The following is a 26,722-nucleotide window of genomic DNA, read 5'->3' as shown; positions in this document are numbered from 1 at the left end:
CATTGATTGTAGCGAAGGGCGTGATAAGGGAGACAGATGAAAATTCATATGGAACGCGAAGTGGCGGGGAAGATTCATCGCGTCGGTCTGAAACGAAAATCAGTGGTATTAGTCATGTTTTTACGTTACATCTTTATATACTTTCTTTTAAACAAGGTTATGTTAGAGGCTTGGGTTGATTTTTTGTGAGGTGGTTTTAGTTTGTGAAATGCTACACTTAAACTAACGCAGCAGGTTAGTTCAATAAGGATTGACTAATAAAGAGTCTAATTAACAATGAAAAATGGTAGAATGAAGTAAATATGGAATGTGAGAGGTAATGTAAAGTTGTGCTTGACCATTTCTATACAAGGGGATTATTTAATGTTTAATGTGGGAGACATGATTTATCAGGTTATAGTATTGGCGCTTATCGTTTTATTTGTAGTATCGTTCACCTTATTTATAAGGAGATTACTCTTGAATCAACAGGCAAAAAACCATCAACTTAATGAAATAGAAAAGAAAATGGATAAAATAATAGAGTTAATGGACTTCAAGAAGCAGTAAATCCTTTATTCTTATTGAACTAAAGCGGCGGTTTAATAAAATAAAATGGGGGTCAATTTTTGAAAAGAAACAAAGTAATAATTTTCATTATATCTGTTATTTTTTTATTGTGCTTAGTTTGGATTTTATTTCCTAATAAGAGTGCAGAAGTAAAAAGTTTCACCTATGAGATTGAGGAAAACAATGAGGAACTTATTATTGAAGTTAACTATCAATTCACTATCAATAAAGGCGATTTTAGTTATGCAACTATTGTTTTAGACAGTTTTTTTTATCAACGACTTAAGAATCCAGAATCTATTGAACCCATTTTTTTAAACGGTGGAGTATCTGGTTCTACAAGAATAATTATTAACAAAGAGGACTTAACTTCAGACTTTATTGAATCGTTAAAATCAAAGGAAAGAAATCCTTTTCGTGCTATAAGTATAGGTGAAGAAATTAGATTGTAATAACTCAACTAACGGATGCTTTATTTCAAGTAGGAGTAAATAGAGATATAAAACCGGGGGGAGAAAAATTGGAAGAAAACGATAGAGGCACTTTATATTTTAATATGTCCATTGGTACTCTTGGACTTCTCATTATTGTAGTAGGATTATATAAATATGTTGAAACCATCGGTGGGGATTCTTCATATGCATTGTTAGGTTTTCCTTTAACAATGATTTACTTAAATTATCTTGAAGGGAAAGCTGGCATAAGTAAAAAAATATTATGGATTAAATCTATCATAGCGATTTCCTTACTGTTTATAATTTACATCTTCTTATTCAACTCCCATGAAAATTAAAATCTTCGATTTATAGAAAAAGGCAATACGAAATCGGACGCAGCTCAATAATTTTTAAAAAAAGTGCAGCGCCTAAATGAGAATTAAATTATGGGTTGGACTAGGAGGCATTTGGTTCAGTGATTGTAACGTTGTAACCTAAGTTTTCAAGTCTTCGAACAGAATATCGTACAATCGATTGTTCTTTTTGTTTGTCAAAGTAATCTTCCCCTAAGTCTACGTACATTTCTTTGCGTGTTAGGAGATAATAGCTGATTCTTAAAATGGCATGAGCGACTGATATCCCTGCACGCTTTTTACCCTTTCTTGATGCAGTACGCCTATACAGGGCTCCCAAGTAGGTTTTGGATCCTCTAACAGAATGAGCTGCTTCAATTAATGCCGATTTCAAGTACTTGTTTCCTTTTTTCATGTTGGTTGATTTCCTCTTGCCCGCACTTTCATTATGTCCAGGTACTAATCCTGCCCAGGAACATAAGTGCGCCGAACTGGGAAATTGCTTCTCCACATCTGTACCGACTTCGGCTAAGATTTGTTCGGCCATTCGAGTGGCGATGCCAGGAATGGAATCCAATCGTTCTATATCTTCTTGATGGGAGGATAACCTAGTAGCAACCTCTTCGTTTAATAGCTCAATCTGCTCAGTTAGAAATTCTATATGGACCAGAATGGTTTTTAACATGAGACGTTGATGTGGATTGATATACCCTCGAAGAGCTAGCTCCAGTTCACTCTTTTTCTTCTTCATTGATCGGCGGGCAAAGCTAGCTAATTTCTCAGGATCATTTTCGCCATCGGCGATAGCACGGAGCATATCAAGAGACGAAACACCCATGATGTCGGAGACAACGGAACCGAGTTTGATATTCGCTCCTTCTAAAACCTTTTGAATCCGATTATGTTGTCTCGCACGCTCTTCAATAATACTTCGACGGTATCGAACTAACTCTCTTAATTCCCGCTGATTTCGGTCTGGAATAAAACTTGCTTTAAGTAGACCGTGACGAAGAAGTTTGGCAATCCATTCTGCATCTTTTACATCGGTCTTACGACCTGGTACTGCTTTCATATGTTGAGCGTTCACTACTAAAAACTCAATGCTCTCGGCTTCTAGCAAGTTAACAATAGGCTTCCAAAATACACCTGTACTTTCCATTGCTACGTGAGTACAATCATGCTCCTTAATCCAGTCAATTAACTGTAATAGAAATACAGTTTTAGTGGAAAACGTTTGAATCTCCTTTCCTTTTGGGGTAATAATACAAGCAGTAATGGAATCCTTATGGACATCCATTCCACAAGCACGTTCAATGATTACTTCCATTGTAATCATCCTTTCTACGGCACGGCAAATAGTATTGGAGGCTGGTGCAATAACCAGAGTAGGATTAATCTCCCATGAGTGCTACTCGTATAGAGTGCGACAGTCTGTGATGCACCGTGGTCGTTGGAGTCAGACTAACGGATGGGCTCTATGGCACCATAGTTCATCGACCTTCTTCGCCAGCCGTAGTATCCTATACCCGATTTTCACATTTTCATTCTCTGTGGTGAAGCGCTGATTTTGCGCTTCATGGATGGCTAACGGGTGCTTTAGCTAAGTATCACCGACCTGTTTACGCAGCTTTTTTCTTATTGAACTAACGAAGCAGTTTAGTTGTAGAAGAAAATCCTTTAAAAAGATTGTAGATTTTAAAAGCTCGAATATACTGTAAATAAAGGAGAGATAAATATGATTTTGTTAATAGTTCTTATTATTCTTTTTGTTATTATCACCTTTGCTTTATTAGTTGATAGGAGAAATAAGAAAATTAATAACAATAATCAAAATCCAATTAATTCAAATACAAAACCAGGAGAAAGTTCTAATATCTATATGATGGGAGATAATAGACATAAAAGTGGAGAATAACTCGCTTAATTTACAGAGTTTGTGAAGTGGTGTACTTAAACTAACGGTGTCCTTTAGTGAAATGTAGAGCTGATAATACAGCTCTCTTTTCTTGTTTAACTAAAAGTGCAGGTTAGTTTAATAAGGACATAATAAGAGCTCTGTATCAACATTTTTTAATACAGAGCTCTTATTTTTCATGGAGGAATTAATAATCCAATTGACGTAGAACCAATAGTAGTTCATCTCCATTTTTTATTCTTTTAAATTTATACCTTCGGATTCGGCTTTCAATTTTATTTTGCTCAGCATCTTTATCGCTGAATAGGTTTGCTATTTGAAGTATTGCTTCAGATAAAATAGTAACTATTCCCTCAGAACCTAATTGCAATCCTAAAGTTTCGGTTTCTGATAGTTGTGATTCAGCATATTTATCTATTTCCTTTTTATAATCACCCTTGATTACAATATAATTTTCTTTGTTTTTAAAAGCTAATAGTAAATCTTCTACATTAAATACTTCAAAATATGGATTTTCTTGTTCTAGCTGTAATAACTCTTCTAAAACAACACCCTCACTCTTCTCGACTGTTTTAGCAATCGCTTGTATCGTTTTAACTGAATAACTGCTTACATTTTTATTGTTCACACTCGCAAGCTGTTGCTGACTTGTTCCAGTTTCTTTGAATACGTCGTACCGTTTCTTTCCGTTTTTTTGCAAATAAATATCTAAAAGGCTCATTTATACATAACCCTCCCATTTAAATTATTTTTTACTAAATTATACTTTAGTATATGTATACGCTCAAATAATTGCAACAGAATTAATATTTAGAATATTAACGCGATGGCTTATTTAATTTGATTGTGAAATATTGTACTTCGGATGCTTTGGCAAAATATGGCCATCGGGGTAGTGACCTGCAGCTAATTGGCTGGCATGAGTTCGGTATTTTACCGGACTCATGCCGGCCAGTTTTTGTTTAATTCGATCGTTGTTATAATAATTGATATACTTCTCCATTTTCGTTTGTAACGCTTCGGAGGACATCAATTCTTCCCCGTAATACATTTCTTGTTTAAGTAAGCCAAAGAAGTTCTCCATTGCCGCATTGTCCGCACATGTTGCCTTACGAGACATGCTTTGGAAAATCTTGTTTTGCTTTAATGTTTTCACCTACGAACTATGTTGGTAGTGCCAGCCTTGATCCGAAAAGTTTAGTTCAATAAAACGGATTTTTGATAATTTCAACTGGGAAATTTAAGCATATTAAATTAAGCTCACGGTGTGCTTTGGTAAAATACACCATCATTTCAATGGTTTACTTGAAGATAATTTAAGGAGGTTAATATTAATGAAAAAAACATTTGAAGTTATGTACAATGGTCACCATATTCTAGTGGAGAATAAATGGTTTACTGGAGAAAAGCTATATGTAGACGGAAAATTACAGGATGAAAATCTTGGACTTGGTGTAAGAGCTATATTCTAATGGCGTAGAACTTGAAGAAACACATAATAAAGAAGGCCTGATATTAACTTAAAAAGTACAAAAAGAACTTGCAGGAAAATATAAAGTTTCGTTTTCACCTTCTACATTCGCAAGAGAACATGCAAATAAAAAGCAGTTACTCTTATTGCATTAACGAGTGCTTTACTTCAAGAAGGAGTAAAGCCTTTTTCTTCTTAAACTAAAGAAGCGGTTTAGTTGAACATATTGAATGTATTTATGTAAGTTATTTGAAGGTTAGGTAATAAAAAAATCCCCCAAAAATGGGGAATAAATTTAAAAGATCCAAACCATACAATCATTTACTTTTCTTTATGATGTCTTGCCAATGCCGAGGAAGTTCGTAAGTCTCCAGATGATTGAAATTTTTAAGGTTAACTTTACTTGGAGTTATAGAAAATGTTAAATGGTCTTTTCCAACTTCAATGTGTGGACCGACAACTGGAGTGACTTCAATGGTTACTAAAAAAATGAAACCTCTATAATGATTAGTTCTTTCCATCTTTAAAATTTTGATTTGATACGGATACACCAAAGGCCTTATAGTAAGATAATCTGAATAGTAATTAGAAACTGCCTCTTGAATATTCGGTAAAAGTAGTGAAAAAAACAAGTCCATCACGAGTTCTTCTTTAGACTCTTCAGCGGGCTGATAATAATCTGGTTCAGCATAAGTTAATGTTGCTGACATTAGAAACAACAGTAAAAAAGAAGGAACTATAATAAATTTTTTCATCACCACACCACCTTAATGATTATTTTGTTCTGAAAAGACTAACTTATCTCAGTCAAATATTTCTTTTTTAAAATGGAAAAAAATAAAAAAGTTGATGGGAAAATTAACGTTTTCAAAAAAATTGTCTTCAACTCTTTTTAAAGTAAAGTACATATTTAGTTCAAAAAGAAATGTCAATTAAATAATTTTCATTAAGCTGGGAATAATACACCTAAAGATACTTTGAGGTGAAGAAAAATGACCAGAACTATTTCCCTATTCCTGCTTTCATTTTGTTTGTTATTTTTATTCACCGTATTTGTAACTGCAAACAATAAGCCCAGTCCTTATGAAGTAATATATCCTGAAATTGGATATAAGACTGTGGAAGAAGCATCTAAGGATTTTGAACAACATTTTAAACAAAGACTAAAGCTGCCACTTAGAGTTCCCCCGATAAGCTTCACTCATCATTTCGGAAGATTTAATGATTTAGATGGCGACACCAATGACTCATTTGAATTAGAATATATCAGTGATTTGTCATCTGAAAATCATTATAAAATTGATGTTCGACCTATTAAGTACGGCATTCCTAAACGAGAGAAGTATGTGTTGAAAACCTTTGAATTAAATAATGGGAGTGAAGCCACTTATATGACTATTTCAGGTTTTAACGTGCTTGTTTTCGAAAGAGAAAATTGGCAGTATATGCTAAGTATCAATAAACAAGTTTTAGATAAAGTTACTCCCGAAAACTTAGTTGAAATAGCAAATTCTATTGATTATTGAATCGAATCAAAAATTTTTCTTCTTAAACTAACGGTGTGCTTTATTTCAAGAAGTAGTAAAGCCTTTTTTCTTATTGAACTAAAGCAGCAGTTTAGTGGAAGAAGGATTCTTCGTGTCTAACTAGTGATAAACGAATGTTTGAGCTATTCCTGGTCGCTTTCTCTAATCTAAAAAGAAATGAACTAATCGAGTAGAGGGAAAATAATTTAATTATTTTCGCCCCTCTCACACCACCGTACATACGGTTCCGTATACGGCGGTTCAATTTATATTACAGAGTGTACTTTTAGATAATGTTCTAAAGCAGATGGAAGTCCTCTTTGCTTAAGTCTTTTATTGGAGATTGCTCTTTGGATGACTTTGGATAGTCCGATGTACCGGTAGCCTTTTCGACAGTAAGTTAGTCCTTTTGCTTCTTCCTTCGGAATTCCTAATTGAACAAGCGATTTGATTTGTTTCTTCGATACCTTCCATTGCTTCCAGATGATAACTCTGATTCTGGAACGAAGTTTCTTATCTATCCCAGTCATCGCTTTTTTCATATTCGAAATCCTAAAGTAATTAACCCATCCAAGTATGACTTGTTTTAGTTTTAAAATTCGGAAGTCCAGCCGGACGCTCCAATTTCGTTTGGTTAATTTTCGAAGCTTTCTTTGAAATTTTTGTATGGACAGTGAATGAGGTTTAACTTGATATTTGTTATTTAGAAAATCGTAGTAATACCCAAATCCCAAGAATTTTAAGTCTTTTGGACGGGAGATTTTACTCTTTTCTACGTTGACTATCAGTCCTAATTTCTTTTCTATAAATCTCACGAGTGATTCCTTCACTCTATTTGCGGCTTTTTCACTCTTCACAAAGATTAAGGCGTCATCAGCGTATCTCACGAAGTGGAGTCCTCTACTTTCTAGTTCCTTATCCAATTCGTTTAACATAATATTACTCAACAACGGGCTTAGGTTTCCTCCTTGCGGAGTTCCAACTGGTGTTTCTTCATATTTTCCATTCACCATAACCCCACTGGCAAGATATTTTCTTATAAGAGAAATGACATCTCCGTCGTCTATTGTATTAGAAATGATTCGCATGAGTTTATCCTGGTGGACTGTATCGAAAAATCTTTCCAGGTCAATATCCACAACCCAATCATGTCCATCATTCAGAAATTCCAAGCTCTTTATAATTGCCATCTCACAACTTCTTTTCGGTCTAAAGCCGAAACTGAATTCGCTGAACTGCTTTTCGAATATCGGACTGAGTACTTGATGAACCGCTTGTTGAACTACCCTATCCACTACTGTTGGTATTCCCAGTTTGCGCATCTTTCCATTTTCTTTTGGGATTTCCACTCGTAAGGCAGCTTGTGGTTGGTATTTTCTAGTTCTGATGCGCTGACGTATCTCATCCTTGTTCTCTTTCAGATATTGTTTCAGCTCATCAACAGTTATTCCATCGACACCACTTGCCCCCTTATTTCTATAGACACGCAAGTAGGCATCATTCATGTTTTGATTACTAAGGATCTTTTCTAAAAGTTCCACACTCGTTTCTCCTTTCCTCTCACGTAGTAAATGATATCTCCGTTTTGGTTATCCTCTGAGTTACGCTCATACTTTTACCATTAACACATTCGGAGTTCGTCACTTACGCATTCGTGGCGTTGAAACACTATAAATTGTTCAGCCCTTCATGACCTTAGGTCATTACTATGGCTTCTGCTGACTTCTTGCGACTAACCTTTTTCGACTGTAAATATGTACATCCGCAAGACCTCCCAGGGTAAGACAGCTATCTTTCCTCTTTTACTCGCCTGATTTACCCTACAAAGTTACGCACATCTTTTGGACTTTAACTTGTTTAGGAGCCTTATCCCTTTGTAGAGCCTTTGTATCAGATTTCTGTTCGTCGAGCCAAGATTTTATTCCACGCTTCCTCTAGCCCTTATCTCACGATAAGCACCTTGCGCTTCCTTAGTGGTTGGTCGATGTGTACCCCCACAGTGGACTTTCACCACCTAGATAGTTGCCATGCCTGGCACACTAATAAAAAGGCTGTCGAGAAAGTTTCGACAGCCTGCTTGACTCAATTTATAGTGGCAAAAATTCTTTTTCATATACAGATTGTACTTGTAATAAAACATTGGGTGCATGCTGTTTAAATTTGAACTCAGCAGGCTTTCCTTTTGAGATATACAATCCAGCTTCATTCGGGGACCTCTCTAACCCAGCAAACAATCGGCTTGCCCCTACACTAGGATGCGGACCAAACAAACGGATAAACGGCTGCATGATCAATGGCAAACCTCCATTTCTACCCTTTCGCATTGTATTATTGTTGCCTGGATCAATGCTGATAATTGTCACACCCTCTCGCTGTAGTTCTGGTGCCAATGCATGTGTCCACAAAGTGATTGCCAACTTCGTCGATGCATAGGGGCCAATCAGTTTCTGAAATTTAGGCGGGTTTGCCAATTCTTCCGGCACGAAAGATTTTTTAAAGTTAAACGCTTCTGAACTAGTTTGGATAACGATAGCCGGATTTCCCCTTTTTACAAGATCAAGCAGTTCCATTGTGATGATAAAGGGAACCACTGTCTGAATTTCATAATGCAGTTCACGTCCTTGTGGTGAAAAGCGGAGGTTCGAGAAACTGCCTCCAGCATTATTAAAGAGAGCATCCAACTTCGTTTCTTTCTTCTTTATTTGCATCAAAGTAGATTTAAGTTGCGTAAAATCAGATAAATCGGCAATATAAATACGGATATCTCCTTGACGGATTTTTTGTTGGAGCTTTAGCTCCTCCTTTGGAAATTCAGAGCGGATTAAAGCAGCAACCTCCCACCCGTTCTCGATTAATTTTTTCGTTAGTTCCAGCCCTATTCCGCTGTTCGCTCCTGTAACAAGTGCTATTTTTCTTTCTGACTTTAACATTTTATTTACCTCCTATTAGTGAATGACTGTAGTATAAAACATGGAGCTAACTTCAGGTCAATAGTAAAGAATCAGCTTGACCTGGAGTTGACTTCATGTTTTATAATTTATCTATAAGAAGGAGGCGGACGTATGTATACCATCAAACAGGCTAGCACTCTTACCAGGTTGAGCATTGATACAATCAGATATTATGAAAAAGCTGGATTGCTTCCAAATATTAAACGGCTTCCGAATGGACATCGGGTCTTTTTACCATCCGATATTGAACGGTTGCAACTGATCCTCTGTATGAAAAAGGCAAGTCTTAGTTTAGAAGAAGTGAAATTATATCTTGATATTGCTGAAACAAGTAGTATGACTCCTGAAATGATCTCAAGCATGCTCCAACATAAGGAAAAAGTAAAAAGTCAAATGGCTCAATTACAGACTGTCTTGGATTTTATCGATGAAAAATTAGCTGAAGGAACATGGTTAAAGAAGAAAGCTTAAAAAATAATATGTCAATAATTATTCCAGCCATACCACTTGCTAATGAGGTGGTTCGGATGGAAAATTTTAGCTACTAACTATTGCTTAGAATGAGTCTAGTATCGGTTATTTGATAAACTAAAACCAAGGAAGTTTTTCTCAAAGAAAAGATCCCTTTCTATTTATGCTACTAGCAAGGCAGCATTCTTGTAGTAAAATGTTAAAATTGTGAAGAATTGCACTTAAAGTAAGGGTGTGCTTTACTTCAAGACGAAATAAAGCTTTTATTCAACTTGAAACATAGCCTTAAACAAAAAAACAGATAGTGGACAATAATCGTCCTTTACCTGTTTCAATCCATTGATATATCATATTTGAACTTATCACTTCGGTAGAGTATTTTTGTATGTTCTAGTACTTTATTGGAGGCGACATCTATGCAGTCACTTTCAACCACAATGAGTGGAACCATGCTTTTACATGATAACAATTGTTGTTCATCTGAGGTGGGAAATGTAATACTTAGCAAGCTTTTTTTACTTATAAATTTCTTATAACCCAATTCTCGATAGTAAGCAAACATTGACTCGATCTTTGGTCCATCTTCTAAAATTTTCGGAAACATCTTTTCACTAACAAAGGAATAATGAATTGCAATTGGCTCCCCATCTATATAGCGAATTCTCCCCACTTTATAGACATCTACCTCTGCCTCTATATTTAAACTATTATAAATTTGTTCATTATATGCGACTTTTTCACAAACAATATTATCCGTTTTTAATTTATACCCGGCTTGTTTCATCTTATCCGTGAAACTTGTTTTCCCAGTTAGGTGTAATTGAATCTGCATCGATTCCTCTTTCAAATATCTTCCTTTGCCTTGCTTAGAATAAATATATCCTCGTTCTTCTAATTTCGTAAGTGCATTTCTTACGGTCATTCTAGGTACTTTATATCTTTTTGCGAACTCATTTTCGGAAGGGAGTTTCTCCCCATGTTCAATTGACTTTGAAACTATTAGATGCATAATATCATCTATAATTTTTGTTTCCATATCCAATGATATAAGAATCGCCTCCCCATTTGAGTCCCTGTGCAAGAAACAAACATGAAAATATAAACATTCATGATTGTTTGAATTAACGTGAATGTTTCTTACACAGGGTCAATCATCAATATCTCTTTTATATCCTCTTCCGTCATAGCAGAAAGGGTATCTTCTCCAGAATGAATAACTTCGTCAATCATGCTTTTCTTTTTGTGTTGGAGTTCGTTTATTTTTTCTTCTATGGTACCTTTTGCAATTAAACGAATGATGTGTACTTCGTTTTGCTGTCCCATTCGATGAGCGCGGTCTGCAGCTTGCTGTTCGACTGCAGGATTCCACCATAGATCGTATAATATAACAGTGTCTGCTCCAGTTAAATTTAACCCGGTGCCACCAGCTTTTAGTGATATGAGAAATAGATTTCCTTCTCCGTTGTTAAAGCGATCACATAGCTCCACGCGTTCGGCAGGCGGTGTTTGCCCATCTAAGTAAAAATAAGGAGCTCCTTTTCGTATCAATTGTCCCCTAATTATGCCTAGCATTTGAGTAAACTGAGAAAAGATCAGTACTCGTCTACCTGATATTCGACATTCTTCTAAGATTTCCATTAACTGTTCAAACTTTGCCGAACTTCCTTTGTAGCCATCAACAAAGAGACCTGGATGGCAACATAGCTGACGAAGCCTTGTTAAGCCAGCCAATATTTTTATACGATTTCTTTGGAGATTGCCTTTCTTCAAATGCTTCAGTGTATCATGTTTTAGTTCTGCCAAATAAGCAGCATACAATGTTTTTTGCTGGGCTTGTAGGTCGGAGAATAGCATTGTTTCAATTTTCTCTGGTAATTCCTTCAATACATCCTTTTTCATGCGTCGTAATATAAATGGACGTACTCTTTTGGCAATATTATCTCTACTTAATTCACTAAAGGCCCTTCTGCCAGGCAATAAAGCAGGAAATACTACATGGAAAATAGACCATAGTTCGTCTAATGCATTTTCGATCGGTGTTCCCGTAAGTGCAAACCGATACTCTGCTTGGATCATTTTTACAGATCTAGCCGTTTTAGTTGCTGGGTTTTTAAAGGCTTGTGCTTCATCTACAAACAATGTATGAAAAATTCGATTCCGATATAGTTCTGTATCCATTCTTAAAGACGGATAAGAGGTTATTATAACGTCAGTGTTTATTGATGATTTCCATAATGCATTTCTTTCGACCTTGTTACCGTCTATTACTCGTACTTGAATATGTGGTGTAAATTTCTCTAGCTCGTTTTTCCAATTATAGATGAGTGAAGCAGGGCATACGATAAGTACAGGTAGTTGTCGATCACGAACGTCTGTAAGTACCGATTCGATGAATGCAATACTCTGTAACGTTTTCCCAAGACCCATATCATCGGCCAGTATTCCACCAAATTTATATTTAGCTAGTAGCTGGAACCAACGGAAACCTACTTTTTGGTAATCTCTAAGGATATTTGCCAAAGGAATCGGTCCATCTAAGTTTAAATTCTCTGGATTATTTAAACTTTTCATAAGCTTGGCAAAGTTTTTACCAGAATCTACTATTTCACTTTGCTCTAAAGAGTCGATTATTTGCATTCCCTTTATTAACGGGAGACGAATTTCTTCTTGAATGGTATCACTTGATATCCCCATATCGATCATAAAATTTGATAACGCCTGAAACTCAGGTGTTTCCAGCGATACTAAATTGCCATTTGGAATACGATAAAATTTGCGTTTTTCTTCTACAGAGGCCATAAGCCGTTGAATTTCTTTTTCCGGAATGCCATTTAGATCAAACTTAAACTCTAACCAATCTGTCCGTTCCTTCACTTCAACTCTTATCCTAGGGCCTATATATCCCCTTTGGACACGCATCTTCACCGCAGTCGAGGCATATATTTGGACCCATTTCTCCATACTCGAAACTACGTGATACAAAAAGTGATATTCTGCTTCCTCATCAAATAAGAAAAAACCACCCGGTGTTTGCGTAAACCCACTCTCTATTAATAGATCGATGATGTGTTGTTCTTTATCCAACTGCCGTCTAATTCCAGGGTAGTGCATGACCTCTTGTTCTATTTCTTCACAAGGATTGATAACAAGATGCCCGTAATGGAATTCCAGTCCAGCGAGAATTCGATGTTTAACACGATCCAAAAACAGCTTTACTCGAAGTGGAGTTTCTCCGATTCTTTTGGAAATAGATTCCGCTATATGTACATATCCGAGCTTCATAAGCCCAGGTATGGTTTTCTCCATAAAATGATCTATTTGCCCCTCCGAGATGACCAACTCATGTTTTCCAGACTGATCGAGCATCTCTTTTAATTCTGCTAGTCGAATGCATTCAGCTGGAGGAAGTTTATATAAAATACCTTCTGAAAATGCATATCCATAGCCTTTCAATACTACGACTCGGTCAAGGCCAGCCACATTTAGTTGATAATTAGTCTTCTTCGTTTCATCAAAGGCAAAACGGAGTGGCAGATCTTTTCCGAAGTGTACACCATCATACATTTTTCCTTCGTGCTTGAATTTAACCAATGGTACATTAGTTAATAAAGGAAGTAGTTGGTCCCAATCCGATGCTGAAATGACCAAAATATCTGATTGTATTACTTGCTCGTGCTGACCTTTTAGCAATAGTTGGAGAACTGTATCAGTTTCTTTTGGAAAGCTATAGATTTCCTGCGCATAGTACTGTCCTGGTGCATATTCAAATGGTTCTTTTTTTTCAATACCTCGAAGAAAATCCTTAATGTGAGAAATACTATGTAACTTATTTGGACCTACATTTAACTGAATGCCAAATCCATTATCCCCTGCTACTAATGGTATTGGAGTGCATATAAATTCGACATGTAACGACTGTCTTTCATCAAAATGCAGCTGCTTTGCGGTTGGATGCACTGCACTACTTTCAAACAAATCGAGCATTCTTGTAGCTAAACGTTCCTCTGTTTCCTTTTCTTCTACTACAAATAGGACCGCTGCAATATGATGACAATACGTTTTTACAAAACCAACCGGTGGGCAAGTACAAGTACCTCCGACCTTACCATCCGAATCTGCTACCACCATGACCTCAACATCATCTACCGCATGCACAGTGGCTTTGATGATCGACTCATTTGGTTGAAAAGATTGAACCTGCACTTTTCCTGCTTGAAAATAGGATTTACCTTTTTTAAAGGCTGTTACACCACATAATTTCTTTATTTTTGCTTCATTCATCGAAAAATTCATTGCATATCCTTTCTCGATCCTTAAATCAAGAATATCTTTTGATCGCATAATTTGATTTTACTTTATTTTAGCATATACCTAAACTTTCGACCTTTTCTCAAATAAAAGCCTTAGAAACTCCAATGGTTTCTAAGGCTTTTCCTAATATTTTGGTTTTGGTAGCGGAGATTTCGCTCTTACTCATCATTCCTATTGAATTAAGAAGTTATTTTAATGACCTCTATAAAATGTAATTGATGCCCTTCTTTTTCGTAAATAGAGAAGTTGTATCCATTAAACTTAATCTGATTATCCATTAATAGATCCATATCTTGTGTGTAATACCAACCTCCGATAGTATCAATATCAGGATTTTCTAACTCAATTCTTAGAAGTTTTGCTACATCATCTATCAATACCTTTGAATGAATAATATAGTGGTCATCCTTTAGTTTACGAATGTCCGCAACCTCATCTTCGTCAAATTCATCACGAATTTCCCCAACGATTTCTTCTAGAATATCTTCTACTGTTACAAGACCAGACGTACCTCCATATTCATCCAATAGAATTGCCATATGCGTACGTTCCTTTTGCATTTTCAATAACAAATTATTAATCGGAGTCGTATCAATCGTATTAATGACAGGGTTTGTAAATCTTTCTATCGTAAACGTTTCAGCAGTGACACGGTTGCTCATCCCCTGCGTTAAAAAATCTTTTATATTTATAAACCCAATAATATTATCTCGATCTCCTTCATAAACAGGATAACGCGTATATCGTTCTTCTGAAATGAGTGTAAGCACATCATGGAATGTTGCATTTTTTTCAAATCCAATAATTTCAGTACGTGGCACCATAATTTCACGAGCAATGCGATCGTCAAATTCAAATACATTATTCACATACTTCAACTCATTTTGATTAATTTCGCCACTTTTGTAACTTTCCGCTAGTAATAGGCGCAGTTCTTCTTCTGTATGAGACAATTCATGTTCAGAAGCCGGCTTCATACCAAATAGACCTACTAAGACACGCGCAGAACCATTTAAGAACCAAATAAATGGATACAAAATTTTATAGAAAATCATTATTGGTTTAGCAAAAACAAGCGTCACCGCTTCTGCCTTTTGAATCGCGACCGTTTTAGGTGCTAATTCACCCACCACCACGTGTAAAAATGTTGCAATGGCAAATGCGGCACCAATTGTGAAGTAGTGGATATAATCTGTGCTAATACCAATACTTTCGAATAAAGGATGCAAAATAAATTCGAATGTCGATTCACCTACCATACCAATACCAAGTGCAGTCACAGTAATCCCTAACTGACAAGCTGATAAGTATTCATCTAGATGTGTGGTTACATGTTTTGCTGCAAGTGAGCCTTTACGACCTTCAGCCACTAGCTGATCGATTCTCGAATGTCGAACTTTTACAATGGCAAACTCTGTTGCGACGAAAAATCCAGTTAATGCTAGTAAAATAATAAATATCGTTAAATTTAATACGGTCAATAAGTCGTCTTACTATAATAGTAAGACTTCACCTCCTATGTGATAAGTAGAAGTAAGGATTGCATAAGAGCAACGCTTTCAGTTGAGATTTTTTGTTTGATGTTGTATTGTGTAGTTTCTTCTTCTGTATTAATTTGCTCAAGCAAATGAGAAACCTCTTTTTCCAAATACTGCATCTGTAAGCGTAGTTCCTGAATATCTACTTCTTCTATTTGTTCCTTTTCGAACTGTTTTTTAATAGCTTCCAGGGACATACCTGAAGATTTTTTTTCTTCAATTATTCTTAATTTCTCAATCGTTTCTAAAGGATAGTAACGATAATTCGAAGCGGAACGTTCAGCTTCTAATAAACCGAGTGTCGTATAATAATCAATGGTACGTTTAGTAATACCTGTTTTCTCTGCTAATTCACCAATTTTTAGTTTTTCGATCCCAATTAGATCACTCCAAACCACAACGTTATAGTTTTAGTATAATAATAGTTAAATATATTTGCAATTATTTAGTCCAACTAGATTTAAAACATCAGTAAATGGGTTGTTCTTTTAACATTTACCGACTTTTGTTTACGGCAGAATCTAATGGGTAAATTAAACATAATACTAAATAACATATGGAGGTATAAACAAATGGCAGATAAAAAGTTTGTGGGATCATTTCTAACAGAACAGGAAGTACTAGATAAAATTAACGAACTTAAACTAGAAGGTTATGTAGAAGAGGATATTTATGTCGTAACAAATCACAAGGAATCGCTTTCGATTGTTCGTGGACAAACAGGCGTAGAGCTGGAATCCGCTGGGGGTAGCTGGTTAGATAAATTCAAGGCATTTTTAACAGGGGATGAGCCTGTACGAGCAGCTTTTAGTCAAATGGGGTTTAGTGATGAGGATTCTGAACGCTATTACAGTGAATTGAAAAATGGAGGTATTCTCCTTTATGTGGATAAGAATTACGGCACCGTTTATGATGAATATGCCAAAACCCAATCAGACTCATCCTATGATGGAGATAATTTAGAAGGCACTGGTGAATCAATACGTGCGAAAGATGTAGAGAATCGATTAAATCAATATCCACTAAGTGACCGCGGTGAACGTTAATTTCATTAATACACTCGAACTAAAGGAGTCATTCATATGAAAAAACTATTTACTGCACTCTTAGGAGTAACCTTATTAGTGGGATGTTCAGATGATGCATCCACTGATACCGAATCAAAAAATATACCAATAGTAAAGGAAGTAAATGAAGCGTTAAATGATCTTCCCGAGTATGATTTACTGGCTCAATATATTGATTTGTCTACATATGAGGCAGATGTAGAAAGCGATAATAATGGAACACGCGTCATTTACTTTGAGGATGAAGAAGGACAAAAAGGGTACAAGAGTGTGTTTGTAAAAAAGTCCAACCATTTAAAGGTGGTTAGTTTAGATAATGATGGATTGGTTTACGATAATATAATTCAATAACTAGAACTATCCCCAAACATAAGTTATAACTGTTTGGGGACTTTATTTATAAACTGAGCAAAACTTCTATTTCCCAGTTCTCGTTTTTTTAACTATTTAATGGTAAAATTAGACCTATAAAACATAGGAATACAAAGGGGATGCTTATGAACATTAATGTTAATTTTTCAGGGGACTTTACACAACTTGTAACACCAGAAGTTACGAATAGACTAGAGGCAATTCAACAGGGGATACATACAAAATCAGCAGCCGGGGCAGAGTTTTTAGGCTGGGTTGATTGGCCGAGTAGTATGAGTACCGATTTTCTACAAGATATCCAAAAAACAGCCGAACAAGTACGTTCTAATTCGGATGTGCTAGTCGTTATTGGAATTGGTGGATCATACTTAGGATCCAAAGCAGTGATAGAAGCACTATCATCACCATTCGAGAAAAAAGAAGGTTTGGAAGTTGTTTTCGCTGGTCATATGGTTAGTGGGGAATATTTGAAGCAACTGATGTCTTACTTAGATGGAAAAGAAGTATCATTAAATGTCATTTCTAAGTCAGGTAAAACAACTGAGCCAGCCTTAGCATTCCGATTTTTACAGCAATACATGGAAGAACGCTATGGAGATCAGGCAACATCTCGTATTATCGTGACAACTGATGAAGAAAAAGGTGCACTTCTATCACTTGCGATAGAAAAGGGATATAAGCGCTATGTCGTGCCAAATGACATAGGAGGAAGATATTCAGTATTTACCGCTGTTGGTTTACTACCTATTGCAGCTGCAGGGTATAACATCGATAAATTAATTGCCGGGGCTAGAAATGCGGAACAGGAATTCAGTACAGTAGATACAAAAACCAATAGCGCTATTCAGTATGCTATTATCCGCAAACATTTATATGATGCAGGATACCCGGTTGAGATTATGGCTACCTTTGATGAAAAACTTCGATATATACAAGAATGGTGGAAGCAATTGTTCGGTGAAAGTGAAGGCAAAGATGGTAAAGGGATTTTCCCAGCATCCGTTGTCTATTCGACGGACTTGCATTCATTAGGACAATACATTCAAGATGGAAAACGCATGTTATTCGAAACGTTTTTAACTGTCGAAAAAACGAATGAGGACCTAACTGTTTTTGAAGCAGAGAACGACGGCGACGAATTAAACTATTTAAGTGGATTAACACTTCACAAGTTCAACCATGCCTGCCATGAAGCAACTGCTAGCGCTCACTTAGCTGGCGGGGTACCACAGGTTTCCTTGTCCATCGAGCAAATCGACGAAGAGCATATTGGTCATTTGTTGTACTTCTATATGATTTCTTGTGCCTATAGTGCATATTTATTAGATATTAATCCATTTGATCAACCCGGTGTGGAAGATTACAAGAATAATATCTTCAAAATCCTTAAAAAACCAGGTTATTAATGGTGGGTAGGGGAACCACTACTTAATCCCCCCTTTCTGTTACTATACAAGAAAAAATGTTCAAAAAGACGAAATCTGTTTCTACCGTTTTCAGTAGGCTGTGGACAGACTTGCAGTATTATAACTGAGTGAATTTTTAGGGATGCTGGTTGATGATGACATTAACCAGCATCCCTTTTATCGGTCATCTTATGGGGTTTGTCTGTCCGTCGCTCTCCTACAACTCTTAGAAACAGGCAAGTGCATTTTTGGATAACTAAAGAAAAGCTACTTTCCTATTCACAGTAGGAGCTCTCGAAGATACAATTTCTTGAGCTATTCTGCTTCTATATTGAAGGCACTTGAAAATAAGGGTATCTACATGCTTTAGTAAGTAAAGAAAAAATGAACTCGGAAATGTTTCATCAAGCTCATTTTTCTGTACAAAGTAACCACGTATCTCAACATAGCCCTACCTTATTAAATTATTTTTATCTAATTTTCCACGGTCGAATTTTTCCAACCATAAAGTTCATTCTCTTTAATGTAGTTATAGCAACTTGTCGGTAAGAGGTATTTCGCTTCCCCGCCTATAGCAAATTCATCACGAATATAGGTAGAACTGATTTCCATGGCGATACCCTTATCAATTAAGTGAAAAGTGCTTCCATCGTCGTTATTGCGTAGCAAAGGAGAACTACTTATAGCTTTCAACATATCAATACCATCTCTAGCCATGACAATGAACTTATTTTGACTCACCAATTTGTCTGCGTTACCCCACTTACCATCCCCGATATCTACTAACAAGTCTGCTCCCATAATGAAATATAAATCATCCTCTGGATATATTTTCTTTAAATGCTCCATCGTCTCGTAGGTAGATATTTTCCATGCATCTTGCTTCATTTCAAAATCATCTAAAATGAATTTTTCGTCTGATTCAATAGCCTTTTTCAGCATATTCCACCTATGTTCATCCTCTGTTTTCATCGTTTTGTCTTTTCTTTTGTTGGAACAAGGTAAAAAAATGACCTTATCTAACTTGCAACGATTCGCTATGGTGCTCGCTGTAAAAAGATGTACATTTGTAATAGGGTCGAAAGATGACCCGTAAATCCCTATTTTAGCCATACGGTTTCCTCCAAGTATTCAAAATTAGTTGTGCTGTTTATCCATAAGTTCTCAATAGAACTGAAAAGCTTCTTTCAATGTGAAGGAGACAGACACGCTAGAGCATATATTATTCAAGTCGCCATAATTTATCGCGTTCTCAACTCTTCTACTTTTTCTTTCACCTGTTCAATATTAGCCATTTTGTTATCCCAACATTTTTGGCTTAAATCGACTGGGTATTCCTCAGGATTTAGAAGTCGTTTATATTCATCCCATAGGAACAACAGGTTTTCTTTTACGTCCTGTTGGATCTCTAAGATTCCCGGCAATTCGTACACCAGTTTACCGTCAATAAATATATCGTAGTGAAGTTCTTTTGCTACATAATTTGTCACGAACTTACTGATATACGTATGAACCGGATGGAACATTTTCAATTTTTCTTCTTGTTCTGGTTTTTCATCATCCATAGCGATGTAATCACCTTCTGACTTATTACTAGTTAAATTGATAATGCGGTAGACCTTTTTAAGTCCAGGTGTGGTAACTTTCTCTGGGTTCCCCGAAATCTTAATGGTATCTACCATTTCCCCATGATTATCTTCAATGGATACCAGTTTGTAAACTGCTCCTAATGCAGCTTGATCATAGGCAGTAATTAATTTAGTACCGATTCCCCATGCATCAATTTTAGCTCCTTGATGCTTTAATTGAGAAATAGTATATTCATCCAAGTCATTAGATGCTACGATTTTTGTTTGTTCAAAACCAGCATTGTCTAACATTTTTCTAGCTTCTTTTGATAAATAAGCCAAGTCACCACTGTCGAGTCGAATCGCTTTGAAGTTGATCTTATCCCCTAGCTCCTTTGCTACTTTAATAGCAGTAGGAACCCCTGATTTTAATGTGTCATAGGTATCCACTAGGAAGGTGCAATCTTTATGTCTTTTTGCGTACTTGTGAAATGCGGTATATTCATCTCGATAAGCTTGAACCATTGAATGAGCATGTGTGCCAGATACAGGAATACCAAATAATTTCCCGGCTCTTACGTTACTAGTTGCTTCAAATCCTCCGATAAAGGCTGCTCTTGTTCCCCAGATAGCTGCATCCATCTCTTGAGCGCGTCTAGTTCCGAATTCCATAGCGGTTTGATCACCAATCACTTGTTTCATTCGAGAAGCCTTTGTGGCGATTAACGTTTGATAATTGACAATATTTAGTATAGCTGTTTCAATCAATTGCCCTTCTGCTAAAGGTGCCTCGATACGTAGCATAGGCTCATTATGGAAGACCAATTCTCCTTCTTTCATTGAACGAATCGTTCCAGTGAATCTCAGCGTTTGAAGATACGCTAAAAAGTCTTCTTCGTACCCCAGTTCATATTGAAGGTACTCAATATCACTTTTGGTAAACTGGAAGTTAGAGATGTATTCGACAATTCTTTCAAGGCCGCTATACACCGCATATCCGTTCCCGAATGGTAGTTTTCTAAAATACACTTCAAAAACAGCTTTTCTGTTGTGTATATTGTCTTCCCAGTAAGTTTCTGCCATATTGATTTGGTATAGGTCGGTGTGTAATGCAAAGCCATCATCTTTATAAATTTTCGTCATGTTAAACCCTCCAATTCATTTTAATACCATTAAGTAACAGCTACTTGTTTCTATCTAATCTCTGCACCTATGCTATTTTGAAAATGACCTAAAGCCCATTCGTGACCTAGCTGATTGAAGCTTGCGACAGCATCTTTATAAACGACTACTTTAAACCCTCTGTTAAAAGCGTCCACTGCTGTATGAAGCACACAAATGTCAGTACATACACCAACAAGATGAACTTCTGTAATCTGTCTTTCCCGAAGCTTTAACTCTAGGTCTGTACCAGCAAACGCAGAATACCTAGTTTTGTTTATCCAGTAGACTTGAGCATTAGTTTTATTATTTTCGTATAGCTCTTTGAGTCTGCCAAACAGCTCTCTGCCTTTGGTTCCATCTATATTGTGAGGGGGAAATAACTTAGATTCAGGGTGGTAGTTGTCATCCTTTTGGTGTGTATCTATAGCGAACACCACGAATTCCCCATTCGATATAAAATCTTCGGTTACCTGTACAATAGCTCCCTCAATGTCCTGGCCCGGTTTACCACAAGTTAATGCACCGTTGTCTGCAACAAAATCCACTGTGTAATCAATGTTTATCAATGCTTTTTTCATCATTCATCCGCTCCTTCATTCATTAATTGTTAACTGCCTAACTGTTAATCATTAACTTTTTAGTAGTTTGCGTTATAGATGGAAACGAAAGGATCAAAGTCGGTAAATTGATATAACTGTGCCTTGTTTTTCGACCATCTATTTGATTTTTTTAACTCCCCTTTGACCATTACCTTTTCTATAAATGGTAAAGACGGTGCTTTTCTAAAAAATTGAGCGTCTAGTTTAATCCATGGGTCATCTAATACAGTTAATAATACGCCTTGTAATTCCGACAACACGAATTCATTTGGTAAAAAGTTCTTTGCTAATGTAGTGAGGGCCATATCTTTTTTAATAATCCAAATTGCATCACTGATTATTTGTTCATGGTCGAAAGCAAGATCCAACTTGTCAATTTCTTCTACCGTGAATAATTGAACATCTGATGCATCGTCTGCTGCTTTGCGTTTGATTAATTGATCTTCAGGTACGATAGCGTAATGCGCATTGGAGATAATCCAAGCGCGTTTGTCACGACCAGGTTTGTCGTAGGTGCCGAAGTGTTTTATCTTGAGTTCTGTTACTCCAGTCTCTTCTTCTAACTCCCTGGAGGCTGCTTCAAATGCAGTTTCATCTGGTTGAACAAATCCGCCTGGTAATGCCCACTTACCACCTTCTACATTGGGTTCTCCCTCTGCATCCTTCACTGCTCGCTGTATCAACATCAGCTTCAATTCTTTTACTGGTGGTTTGTGTTTTTCTAATTCAGTTGAAATGATAGTAAATACGGCAATATCGCTAGTGTAACCTCCTGGTGTTTCATATTTGTTTGTATCGTAATTCTCCAGCATTTCTTCTTCCGTCTTGTATTCTCCCATTATTTCTACCTGCCCTTCTGTCTTGTTACAAACTTATGTTAATATTTTTTATGACTTTTTCTTTTTAATTAACAATTAGTTAACTGTTAACATTATTATATGCTCTAACCTTTTTTAATGCAAGTAAAAAAAAGATTATTTGCATTTTTTTACAGCTTTTTATAAACAAAAAAAGTGTGCATGATATATGCACACTTTTTTACTTATTTTGTTGAATCTATTACAAGCATCGCTGCTCCTAGCATTCCTGCTTCATTGCCAAAAGTTGCACGGCTCACTTGAACGGGTTTTAGCTTCAATGGTTCAACTTTTGCTAGAAGCTCTTCCCACCAGAAATCAGCAGAGTCAGATACTCCACCTCCTATAACAACACAATCCATATCGAGGACTGCTTGAAGACTAGAGATAACAATCGCAAAGTCAGAAAGGAAACGCTCTCGAACCGCTATTGCTCCGGCATGCCCATTGGCAGCTAAACGGAATACATCATGAGGCTTCGCGAATTCATTGGTTTCCGCATTGATAACATTTCCCTCTTGGATAAGTCTCTTGATAGCTGTTCCAGATACATACTCTTCACTACAGCCAGGTCTGCCACAACCGCATACTATACCATTTGGATATAATATTAAGTGACCAACCTCGCCACCACCACCGTTTTTCCCATTCATCACTTTTCCATCAAGTACTATGCCCCCTCCCAGTTTTGTTCCGACTGTTAGACAAACTACTTGATTGAATCCTGCTGCTGCACCAAGTCTAGCTTCTGCTAGAGCAGCACAATTGGCATCATTGTTTATCTCCACGGGGAGCCCTGTTGCTGCTTCAAGTAATGCTTTTACTGGCGTCCCTTGCCATCCTGGCATTTCTTTTTCAAACGTGATGACACCCGTCGCTGCATCTACCATCCCCCTAGTTCCAATGCCCACTCCAGCTATGTCGGGAACATCGTTCATCATAGCAAGAACCTGCTCCTCTAAGTAAGGATATAAAGGCAACACAGTTGGTATCGTTTTATCAACTAGAACTTCACCCTGTTCATTTACGACACCCATTCGTATTTTCGTTCCCCCAATGTCTACTCCCAGTACTTTTTTCAATTCTCTATCTCCTTTTTATAAGCGACCACAAAGGCTTCATATGGACGAATTTCTACTATTTTTTCATTTATCTGTACCTTATCATAGTTCGATATAATGAGTCCAAGTGATTTTGATGGCACGTCACAGATTTTCCATTCTAGTTGTTCAGTTTGATCAGAAAAGTTTGTAACAACTAACCACTCTTCATCAGCAGACTGCCTCTTATAAACAAACAAGTTTGGATGATTAGCAAGTAAAAGTTGAAAGCTACCATTTGTAATAATATCGTGCTGCTTTCTGAGTTTTATTAGCTTTTGATACGTATAAAAAATAGAAGAAGAATCATTTATAGCTTGTTCGACGTTTATCTCTTTTGTATTGGGGTTCATTCGGATCCACGGAGCACCTGTCGTAAAACCTCCATCTGGTGTCCATTGCATAGGAGTTCTTGCATTGTCCCGACCTTTTGCATAAATACTAGACATAATGTCGTCATGCAAAATTCCCTGCTCCATCTTTTCTTTATACATATTCAATGTCTCAATATCTCGGTAATCGTCCAGACTCGGGAATTCCACATTTGTCATTCCAAGCTCTTCCCCTTGGTAAATATACGGGGTGCCTTGTAGCATATGTAGACAAATCGCTAACATTTTAGCAGAAAGCTCCCGGTATTCTCCATCGTTACCAAAACGGGACACTACCCGTGGTTGATCATGGTTGTTCCAATATAAGCTATTCCAGCCCACTTTATGAAGACCATGCTGCCATTTTTCTAAATTTCTTTTTAACTCAATTAGCTTTAATGGTTGAACGTCCCACTTTCCATTTGGTCCACTATCTAAATCCATATGTTCAAATGTAAATACCATATTTACTTCGTTATTGTCTGGATTAGTGTAAATACGTGCAGCATCAGTTGTTGCTCCAGGCATTTCTCCAACAGTGACCACATCATATTTACTCAACACTTTGTCATTCATCTCTCTCAAGTAAGAGTGTATTTTCGGTCCATTCATGAAATACGGGCTTCCATCTCCATATAATTTGTTTGGTTGAACAGCACCATCAGGTAGCCTCATATCCTTCGAGATAAAGTTAATGACATCCATGCGGAAGCCACCAATCCCTTTTTCTAGCCAATAAATCATGAGTTGGTACACGTCCTCCCTAAGAGGCTCATGCTCCCAATTTAAATCTGGCTGCTTCTTGGAGAACAAATGAAGATAATAGGAATCCGTCAGCTCATCTTTTTCCCAAGCAGAACCTGAAAAAACGGATTCCCAATTATTAGGCGGATGATCAGCCTTCCCATCTCTCCAAATATAGTAATCTCGATACTTAGAATCTTTGGAAGCTCTCGACTCCACAAACCATTCGTGCTCATCAGAACTGTGGTTAACAACTAAATCCATCACAATACGAATTCCGCGTTTCTTGGCTTCCTCTATGAGCTTTTCCATATCTTCCATTGTCCCAAATTCCTGCATAATCGTACGATAGTTTCGAATATCATAGCCATTGTCATCATTTGGGGAATCATAGACAGGGCTTAACCAAATAACATCTATACCTAGCCTTTCAATGTAGTCTAGCTTGGAAATAATCCCTTGAATATCTCCAACACCATCACCATTCGAATCCATAAAGCTTCTTGGATATATTTGATAAACAACACTTTTTTTCCACCAAAGATTCATTTGTTCGCCCATTTTTCCACCGCCCTAAATGTAACTTAATAGAGTTATTTTAATCTTTCCGCAATAATTATGCAAGCGCTTGCATTAGTATGTTTTATTCTAATTTTATTCATTACAAATTCTAGTCTAGTTCAGATTCCTCTAAGAAATGGGTAAACTCAATATGTGTACCTCCCCCTGAGGAAGAAAGTCCATTTTCATTTCCTTCAGGATACGTAATTTGATCCAAGCTATTGTATGTGTTCCAACCAAAATAATACGGTGCGGCTGTTGGAGAAACGTTTAACGAATTAATTACAGAAGTCCACTCCTTAGAAAGTTTCATACTTCCATAAAGATTCTCTGATAAGGTAATCTCTTGCTCTAGTTGCACACCTGGTTCGTAGTGTACTTCATCATAATTAACTTCAAATCCTCTTTTATTTATTAAGTAGAACTTCATATAATTCACTTGATCCTGAGGTGGGTAGTTCCAAACAGCATGGTAAGTTGTCGGGTCTTTACTATTTATCTTCCAAACACGTATATCCCCATCTGTCGATACAAAAACCTCATGCCAGTTACGATTGTTCCACTCCCATAAACTAAACCCATACATTTCATGCTCTGCAATAAAGGGAACAAACACGTGGCGATCATCTAAAAAAACAGTATCTTGAATTACACTATTAGAAACTATCGAAAAACTATTACTCATCTCTTCAATTAGTTGATCGTCCGCAGGAAACGAGGTTGGTTCCGAAGTGTAGTACCAGAAGCTAACAAAAAGTATAATAGTACCAATTACTATAAATACAAGTAATTTTGGCTTCTTCATTTATTCCCCTCCTCTAACAAGGGATGCTCCGTCTGAAAATAGTATTGCTTATCCTGTGTAGTTATTAATATCCCTTTACCCTTTACCCTTTTCCTCTAGATAAACAGTAGTATGAAGTCCACTTCCCCATTTTGGATGTGTATTCTCTAGCATATAAGGAAAGCGTTCAGTTGTTTTATCTGATTCCATGACTGTCTCGTTGTACCAACTATCACTGAAGTAATTTTGTTGCTTAGCATCTTGTATTAAGTCTATTACGTTTTCTTTAAGAATAGTGCTTTCGTGTGCCGTTGGATGAGTATTAATAATATAGGCATCCTCCACATTTGAAATATATGTACTTGGGTCACCTGGCGGATAAAGTAGATAATTTATCAGTATTCCAACCACAAAGAGTATTAATAAAATTAGCTCCAAATCCCAACCATGCAAACATTCGATACTTTTGCCAGGTTTCTTTATTTTTACTTAACAACGCATATAATATCCATACTCCAAGGGGAAGAATAGAAATCTGGGCTACTTGACCAAAAACATCCAATTTAATTGAAAACGTAAAAAAACCTGCGAGAATAATTATGATTAC

The 26,722-nt window shown here is 36.7% G+C and carries 27 protein-coding genes and 1 pseudogene; 10 read left to right on the top strand and 18 right to left on the bottom strand.

Annotated features, from left to right (window positions below):
* Positions 1-363: 363 nt before the first annotated feature.
* The 3 genes from MKY29_RS01560 to MKY29_RS01550 all read left to right on the top strand — a co-directional run bounded on the left by MKY29_RS01560 (position 364) and on the right by MKY29_RS01550 (position 1,342).
* Positions 364-549 carry a DUF4083 domain-containing protein gene (locus MKY29_RS01560; protein WP_269922776.1) on the top strand — a complete coding sequence of 62 codons (186 nt, stop codon included), beginning with the start codon at positions 364-366 and terminating at the stop codon, positions 547-549.
* 59 nt (positions 550-608) lie between these two features.
* Positions 609-1,001, top strand: a complete 393-nt coding sequence (locus MKY29_RS01555) for a hypothetical protein (RefSeq protein ID WP_269922777.1) — start codon at positions 609-611, stop codon at positions 999-1,001.
* 68 nt (positions 1,002-1,069) lie between these two features.
* A complete protein-coding gene (locus MKY29_RS01550) occupies positions 1,070-1,342 on the top strand; it encodes a hypothetical protein (protein WP_340878795.1) in 273 nt (90 codons plus the stop codon).
* Positions 1,343-1,442: 100 nt separating this feature from the next.
* Here the strand turns inward: MKY29_RS01550 and MKY29_RS01545 are convergent, their stop codons facing one another.
* Entirely contained in the window at positions 1,443-2,666 is a 1,224-nt protein-coding gene (locus MKY29_RS01545) for an IS110 family transposase (RefSeq protein WP_340765914.1), read from the bottom strand.
* A 408-nt stretch (positions 2,667-3,074) separates the two neighbouring features.
* Between MKY29_RS01545 and MKY29_RS01540 the strand changes: the two genes are divergently transcribed.
* The gene (locus MKY29_RS01540) at positions 3,075-3,254 is read left to right on the top strand and encodes a hypothetical protein (RefSeq protein ID WP_340878794.1); all 180 of its coding nucleotides are present in this window, start codon (positions 3,075-3,077) and stop codon (positions 3,252-3,254) included.
* 187 nt (positions 3,255-3,441) lie between these two features.
* Here MKY29_RS01540 and MKY29_RS01535 read toward each other — a convergent pair whose 3' ends face one another.
* Both MKY29_RS01535 and MKY29_RS01530 read right to left on the bottom strand, forming a co-directional pair.
* A complete protein-coding gene (locus MKY29_RS01535) occupies positions 3,442-3,975 on the bottom strand; it encodes a hypothetical protein (protein WP_340878793.1) in 534 nt (177 codons plus the stop codon).
* A 204-nt stretch (positions 3,976-4,179) separates the two neighbouring features.
* Positions 4,180-4,446: pseudogene (locus MKY29_RS01530) on the bottom strand (transposase); the annotation flags it as partial.
* A 142-nt stretch (positions 4,447-4,588) separates the two neighbouring features.
* On the opposite strand from MKY29_RS01530, the gene MKY29_RS01525 reads away from it, so the two are divergent.
* Positions 4,589-4,726: a hypothetical protein gene (locus MKY29_RS01525; protein WP_340878792.1), complete on the top strand. Its 138-nt coding sequence runs from the start codon at positions 4,589-4,591 to the stop codon at positions 4,724-4,726.
* 316 nt (positions 4,727-5,042) lie between these two features.
* Here the strand turns inward: MKY29_RS01525 and MKY29_RS01520 are convergent, their stop codons facing one another.
* The gene (locus MKY29_RS01520; protein ID WP_340878791.1) at positions 5,043-5,480 is read right to left on the bottom strand and encodes a DUF3888 domain-containing protein; all 438 of its coding nucleotides are present in this window, start codon (positions 5,478-5,480) and stop codon (positions 5,043-5,045) included.
* A 237-nt stretch (positions 5,481-5,717) separates the two neighbouring features.
* Between MKY29_RS01520 and MKY29_RS01515 the strand changes: the two genes are divergently transcribed.
* Positions 5,718-6,251 carry a hypothetical protein gene (locus MKY29_RS01515; RefSeq protein WP_340878790.1) on the top strand — a complete coding sequence of 178 codons (534 nt, stop codon included), beginning with the start codon at positions 5,718-5,720 and terminating at the stop codon, positions 6,249-6,251.
* Between the two features lie 266 nt (positions 6,252-6,517).
* Here MKY29_RS01515 and ltrA read toward each other — a convergent pair whose 3' ends face one another.
* Both ltrA and MKY29_RS01505 read right to left on the bottom strand, forming a co-directional pair.
* Complete coding sequence (gene ltrA / locus MKY29_RS01510; protein WP_340878789.1) at positions 6,518-7,792, bottom strand: group II intron reverse transcriptase/maturase; 1,275 nt, start codon at positions 7,790-7,792, stop codon at positions 6,518-6,520.
* Positions 7,793-8,338: 546 nt separating this feature from the next.
* On the bottom strand, positions 8,339-9,181 hold the full coding sequence (locus MKY29_RS01505; protein ID WP_340878788.1) for an SDR family NAD(P)-dependent oxidoreductase: 843 nt from the start codon (positions 9,179-9,181) through the stop codon (positions 8,339-8,341).
* Positions 9,182-9,313: 132 nt separating this feature from the next.
* On the opposite strand from MKY29_RS01505, the gene MKY29_RS01500 reads away from it, so the two are divergent.
* Entirely contained in the window at positions 9,314-9,673 is a 360-nt protein-coding gene (locus tag MKY29_RS01500) for a MerR family transcriptional regulator (protein ID WP_340878787.1), read from the top strand.
* A 331-nt stretch (positions 9,674-10,004) separates the two neighbouring features.
* On the opposite strand, the gene MKY29_RS01495 is transcribed toward MKY29_RS01500, so the two are convergent.
* The 4 genes from MKY29_RS01495 to MKY29_RS01480 form a co-directional block, all read right to left on the bottom strand.
* The gene (locus MKY29_RS01495; protein ID WP_269922870.1) at positions 10,005-10,709 is read right to left on the bottom strand and encodes a GntR family transcriptional regulator; all 705 of its coding nucleotides are present in this window, start codon (positions 10,707-10,709) and stop codon (positions 10,005-10,007) included.
* 101 nt (positions 10,710-10,810) lie between these two features.
* On the bottom strand, positions 10,811-13,966 hold the full coding sequence (locus MKY29_RS01490) for a DEAD/DEAH box helicase (protein WP_340880790.1): 3,156 nt from the start codon (positions 13,964-13,966) through the stop codon (positions 10,811-10,813).
* A 197-nt stretch (positions 13,967-14,163) separates the two neighbouring features.
* Positions 14,164-15,465: a hemolysin family protein gene (locus tag MKY29_RS01485; RefSeq protein ID WP_340878786.1), complete on the bottom strand. Its 1,302-nt coding sequence runs from the start codon at positions 15,463-15,465 to the stop codon at positions 14,164-14,166.
* 35 nt (positions 15,466-15,500) lie between these two features.
* A complete protein-coding gene (locus MKY29_RS01480; protein ID WP_340878785.1) occupies positions 15,501-15,920 on the bottom strand; it encodes a MerR family transcriptional regulator in 420 nt (139 codons plus the stop codon).
* A 174-nt stretch (positions 15,921-16,094) separates the two neighbouring features.
* Between MKY29_RS01480 and MKY29_RS01475 the strand changes: the two genes are divergently transcribed.
* The 3 genes from MKY29_RS01475 to MKY29_RS01465 all read left to right on the top strand — a co-directional run bounded on the left by MKY29_RS01475 (position 16,095) and on the right by MKY29_RS01465 (position 18,367).
* A complete protein-coding gene (locus tag MKY29_RS01475) occupies positions 16,095-16,568 on the top strand; it encodes a general stress protein (RefSeq protein WP_340878784.1) in 474 nt (157 codons plus the stop codon).
* Positions 16,569-16,604: 36 nt separating this feature from the next.
* Positions 16,605-16,940 (top strand): hypothetical protein, encoded by a 336-nt coding sequence (locus tag MKY29_RS01470; protein WP_340878783.1) that lies wholly within the window; start codon positions 16,605-16,607, stop codon positions 16,938-16,940.
* Positions 16,941-17,086: 146 nt separating this feature from the next.
* Positions 17,087-18,367: a glucose-6-phosphate isomerase gene (locus MKY29_RS01465; RefSeq protein ID WP_340878782.1), complete on the top strand. Its 1,281-nt coding sequence runs from the start codon at positions 17,087-17,089 to the stop codon at positions 18,365-18,367.
* Between the two features lie 474 nt (positions 18,368-18,841).
* On the opposite strand, the gene nadD is transcribed toward MKY29_RS01465, so the two are convergent.
* The 8 genes from nadD to MKY29_RS01425 form a co-directional block, all read right to left on the bottom strand.
* A complete protein-coding gene (gene nadD / locus MKY29_RS01460) occupies positions 18,842-19,480 on the bottom strand; it encodes a nicotinate (nicotinamide) nucleotide adenylyltransferase (RefSeq protein ID WP_090569818.1) in 639 nt (212 codons plus the stop codon).
* 128 nt (positions 19,481-19,608) lie between these two features.
* Entirely contained in the window at positions 19,609-21,078 is a 1,470-nt protein-coding gene (locus tag MKY29_RS01455) for a nicotinate phosphoribosyltransferase (RefSeq protein WP_340878781.1), read from the bottom strand.
* Positions 21,079-21,128: 50 nt separating this feature from the next.
* Entirely contained in the window at positions 21,129-21,677 is a 549-nt protein-coding gene (locus MKY29_RS01450) for a cysteine hydrolase family protein (protein WP_340880788.1), read from the bottom strand.
* A 59-nt stretch (positions 21,678-21,736) separates the two neighbouring features.
* Positions 21,737-22,537, bottom strand: a complete 801-nt coding sequence (locus MKY29_RS01445; RefSeq protein WP_340878780.1) for an NUDIX hydrolase — start codon at positions 22,535-22,537, stop codon at positions 21,737-21,739.
* A gap of 203 nt (positions 22,538-22,740) precedes the next feature.
* Entirely contained in the window at positions 22,741-23,637 is an 897-nt protein-coding gene (locus tag MKY29_RS01440; protein ID WP_340878779.1) for an ROK family protein, read from the bottom strand.
* The gene (locus tag MKY29_RS01435; protein ID WP_340878778.1) at positions 23,634-25,331 is read right to left on the bottom strand and encodes a glycoside hydrolase family 13 protein; all 1,698 of its coding nucleotides are present in this window, start codon (positions 25,329-25,331) and stop codon (positions 23,634-23,636) included. Before MKY29_RS01435 ends, MKY29_RS01440 begins: the two co-directional genes overlap by 4 nt.
* 109 nt (positions 25,332-25,440) lie before the next feature.
* Positions 25,441-26,136 carry a hypothetical protein gene (locus MKY29_RS01430; RefSeq protein ID WP_340878777.1) on the bottom strand — a complete coding sequence of 232 codons (696 nt, stop codon included), beginning with the start codon at positions 26,134-26,136 and terminating at the stop codon, positions 25,441-25,443.
* A 75-nt stretch (positions 26,137-26,211) separates the two neighbouring features.
* Positions 26,212-26,526 carry a hypothetical protein gene (locus MKY29_RS01425; protein WP_340878776.1) on the bottom strand — a complete coding sequence of 105 codons (315 nt, stop codon included), beginning with the start codon at positions 26,524-26,526 and terminating at the stop codon, positions 26,212-26,214.
* Positions 26,527-26,722: the final 196 nt, after the last annotated feature.

The organism is Psychrobacillus sp. FSL K6-2365, from assembly GCF_038003165.1.
GTDB lineage: Bacteria > Bacillota > Bacilli > Bacillales_A > Planococcaceae > Psychrobacillus > Psychrobacillus psychrodurans.
This window is presented reverse-complemented; position numbering and strand designations above follow the sequence as displayed.